The organism is uncultured Mediterranea sp. (assembly GCF_902493215.1).
In the GTDB taxonomy this organism is placed as follows: domain Bacteria; phylum Bacteroidota; class Bacteroidia; order Bacteroidales; family Bacteroidaceae; genus Bacteroides.
Genome location: NZ_CABUOL010000040.1, coordinates 1 through 3,399 on the forward strand (window position 1 = coordinate 1; position 3,399 = coordinate 3,399).

The window sequence follows — 3,399 nt, forward strand, 5'->3', positions numbered from 1 at the left end:
CCGCCGTTTTCTTGAGAAGTCCTCCGTAACAAGTATGTTACGGGGGACTTTCTGCATTTATACCCATCCAATGTCAGACAATGCTTCCTTACCTTCTCATGCAGTGCTTTGTCTGTTCTTCATGCAGTGCTTTCTGATGTCCTCATGCAGTGCTTTGTTGCATACTCTCGCAGTGCTTTGTCGTACCTTCATGTCGTGCTGCATTGTGTTTTCATATTCCTCTTCCGGCTTTCTCGAATAAAATTCTTTTTTCTTGCTAAGTTTTTTCCCTTTTTCTTTGTGTATGTATATTCTTTTACTACATTTGCAGTGCACTATTAATCTAATACACTATTATTCTTCGGATGATACGGATGATAGGCCTTTAATCCGTTATTTCAGGAGGATACTGGTGATGGAACATCAAATATTAATATGTTATGCTACAAGTAGAGAATATTTCGTTCAGTTATGGACGCAGGAAGCCCGAGGTGTTGTCGGACTTCTCGTTTTCCCTGGAGAAAGGCCGGGTATATGGACTGCTGGGGAAAAATGGAGTGGGTAAGTCCACTCTGTTGTATCTGATGTGTGGATTGCTGACGCCCAAGCATGGCCGCGTATTGTATCATGGGGTGGATACGCGGAGACGCCTGCCCGAAACGCTTCGGGATGTATTTCTGGTACCCGAGGAATTTGACCTGCCTGCCGTTTCGCTGGTTCAGTTTGTGGAGCTGAACAGCCCGTTCTATCCCAACTTCAGCAAGGAGGACATGATGACCTATCTGCATCTGTTCGAGATGGATTGGAACATCCATCTGGGCGGGCTGTCGATGGGGCAGAAGAAGAAAGTGTTCATGAGTTTTGCGCTCGCCACGCATACCTCGCTGCTGCTGATGGACGAACCGACTAACGGACTGGACATCATGGCGAAGAGCCAGTTCCGTAAGTTCATTGCCTCGGGCATGTCGGACGAGCGGACGATTGTAATCTCCACCCATCAGGTGAGGGACATTGACAATGTGCTGGACCATGTCGTGATTATGAACAACAGTTGTGTACTGCTCGACGAGTCTATCGTCCACGTGACCGAACGGCTGGCGTTTGTAGAGAGCGACAGCCCCGCTCTGGCCGAGGAGGCTTTGTACAAATTGCCTTCGGTGCAAGGCAACAGCCTGCTACTGCCCAATCGCGAGGGCGTTGAGACGAAGCTCAACCTGGAGCTGCTCTTCGGTGCCGTATTGGCTAACCCCGAGAAGATAAAAGAATTGTTTCATTCTAAAATGGAGGAAGAGAGATGACACGTGATCGTTTTTTCAGTATGTCGCGTTTTCTGAATTATTGTCAGAAAGATTGGGTGGAGAACTGGCGGAAAAATATGTTGCGTCTGGTTGCGATGTATGGTGCTTTAACCGTCTTTTTTATTTGGGCTGGTCGCATCTGGCGTCGTCCTAGTTTTAGTAGTGAGCTTTGGCAAAACGAGTTCGGAGTCGGGTGCTTCATGATATTTGCGATGGGTACGTTGAGTGCTTCGTTTGTGATGGAATTCCTGAAAGACAAACGCCGTCGGCTTTCGGCTCTGATGTTACCGGCTACCGCTTTCGAGAAATATTTATCACGTTGGTTTCTTTATACTTTCGTTTTCCTTTTGGCTTATGCCTTGGCTTTTGTATTGGCCGATTTGACGCGTGCTTTTATTTCTTCCCTCTTTGACACTGGTGTTACGTCTATTTTCCCTTATGGACAGTTGACAAATGAAACGATGTTTCCTCCATTTTTCAGTACCGGACGGGGGACACTCTTTAGCTTCTCGTTCTACTTTGCCGTCCAGAGTGCCTATGTGCTGGGCAGTGCCTTGTGGCCGAAGAATGCTTTCATCAAGACCTCGGCAGCCCTGATTGTCGTTATTTCCATCTTTGTGGCCGTACTGGTTTCGCTGGTCAAGTCGCTGCACTTTGGACCCTATACTCCCATGGAGGAAGAAACGGCGGTGACACTCTGTACTTGTCTTTTGTTCGCCTTTGCCATTTTCTGTTGGGTGACGGCCTACTATCGTTTGAAGGAAGCGGAAATCATTAATCGTTGGTAAGTATGGATTTTAGAGAAACGAAAGCTATTTATCTGCAGATTGCCGACCGCATCTGCGACGAAGTACTGGTGGGGAAGTTTGCCGAAGACAGCCGCATTCCCTCGGTGCGCGAGTATGCCGCCGTGGTGGAGGTGAATGCCAACACGGTGATGCGCTCGTTCGACCAGCTCCAGTCGCAGGGTATAATCTACAACAAGCGGGGTATCGGCTATTTTGTGGCCGTGGGTGCCCGCGAGCGGATTCTCGCCCTGCGTAAGGAGCAGTTCCTGACGAATGAGGTCGACTATTTTTTCAAACAGCTGTACACGCTGGGTATTTCCGATGCCGAACTGGCGGCGATGTACCGCGATTATACCAAGAATCAAGAAAAGAATAACAAGTTATGAAACGAACAACTTATATCATATTGGGTGTACTGCTGGCCCTTTTGGCCGGTATGAGCGCCACCATTATCTATTGGGGAACGCACAGCGGAAGTGTGTCAGACATGACCATCCGCCTGGAAGGAGAAGAGCGGATGCGTCCGTTGCCTGTCTGCAAGGTCATAAGATTCCAGATGGACAAGACTTTGTACAAGTATGATGGCAAAAATGATTTTCATTACTATTTTACCTTGAACAATGCCCATCTGATAGTGACTCCGGCCGATACGGCTACCGGCAGTTTCTCTTATGCGGCCGATATGGAAGAATTTATGAGCTTCAAGGCGCATGGCGATACCTTGGATGTTGTGTTCAGCTTCCCGCCGGAGGAACTTCAGAAGAGGATGCCGGAAGGAAAGATTGTTCCTTCTTTTATTCTACGGACTTCACCTTTTTCTTTGCGCTTGCCCGAAAGCGTTGAGCGCTTGAACGGAGAGATGCTTTATGCGGTAGAGTTGCAGGACTTGCAACGCGATTCGTTGGCCATTGATTTCTCCGACAGCCCTGCCACGGTGTTTGTGCAGAATTCCCGTTTCCGTGCCCTGTCTGTTTTGGCGCGTCAGCTGGATCTGGTCAGCGGGTCGGTGGACCATCTGTATCTGAATCTGGACGAATTGTACAGTTTTGAGGTGAAGACCGATTCCTTCCGCATCGACACCGAATACTTGAGTGGCTCGAGGAATGCGGACTTCCAGGCAGACCCGCAGGAATGTCGTCGTATTCTGTGGAATCCCCTGTCGAAGGAAACCAAACTGAATCTGAAAATGAAGAATCCAAGTGAAATCCTCCTGCGCGACTGAGCAGGGGGATGAAAACGAAAAAAGGAATTGCGATTGCAATTCCTTTTTTTATTGGTTGCGGAGGCAAGACTCGAACTTACGACCTTTGGGTTATGAGCCCAACGAGCTACCA

4 protein-coding genes are annotated in these 3,399 nt (G+C 48.5%); all 4 read left to right on the forward strand.

Going from position 1 to position 3,399, the window contains the following annotated elements:
• The first annotated feature begins 419 nt into the window (after positions 1-419).
• Genes RDO88_RS13440 through RDO88_RS13455 form a run of 4 tightly spaced genes read left to right on the forward strand, consistent with a single transcriptional unit; the run spans position 420 to position 3,287 of the window.
• Positions 420-1,277 (forward strand): ATP-binding cassette domain-containing protein, encoded by an 858-nt coding sequence (locus tag RDO88_RS13440; RefSeq protein ID WP_307759837.1) that lies wholly within the window; start codon positions 420-422, stop codon positions 1,275-1,277.
• A complete protein-coding gene (locus RDO88_RS13445; protein ID WP_307759838.1) occupies positions 1,274-2,065 on the forward strand; it encodes a hypothetical protein in 792 nt (263 codons plus the stop codon). The genes RDO88_RS13440 and RDO88_RS13445 overlap by 4 nt, the downstream gene beginning before the upstream one ends.
• A 2-nt stretch (positions 2,066-2,067) precedes the next feature.
• Complete coding sequence (locus RDO88_RS13450) at positions 2,068-2,451, forward strand: GntR family transcriptional regulator (RefSeq protein WP_307759839.1); 384 nt, start codon at positions 2,068-2,070, stop codon at positions 2,449-2,451.
• On the forward strand, positions 2,448-3,287 hold the full coding sequence (locus RDO88_RS13455; RefSeq protein WP_307759840.1) for a hypothetical protein: 840 nt from the start codon (positions 2,448-2,450) through the stop codon (positions 3,285-3,287). Before RDO88_RS13450 ends, RDO88_RS13455 begins: the two co-directional genes overlap by 4 nt.
• Positions 3,288-3,399 lie beyond the last annotated feature (112 nt).

Excerpts from the sequence above, each read along its gene's own strand:
- RDO88_RS13440 (WP_307759837.1), top strand. The coding sequence starts at position 420 with ATGCTACAAGTAGAGAATATTTCGTTCAGTTATGGACGCAGGAAGCCC.
- RDO88_RS13450 (WP_307759839.1), top strand. The coding sequence starts at position 2,068 with ATGGATTTTAGAGAAACGAAAGCTATTTATCTGCAGATTGCCGACCGC.
- RDO88_RS13445 (WP_307759838.1), top strand. The coding sequence starts at position 1,274 with ATGACACGTGATCGTTTTTTCAGTATGTCGCGTTTTCTGAATTATTGT.
- RDO88_RS13455 (WP_307759840.1), top strand. The coding sequence starts at position 2,448 with ATGAAACGAACAACTTATATCATATTGGGTGTACTGCTGGCCCTTTTG.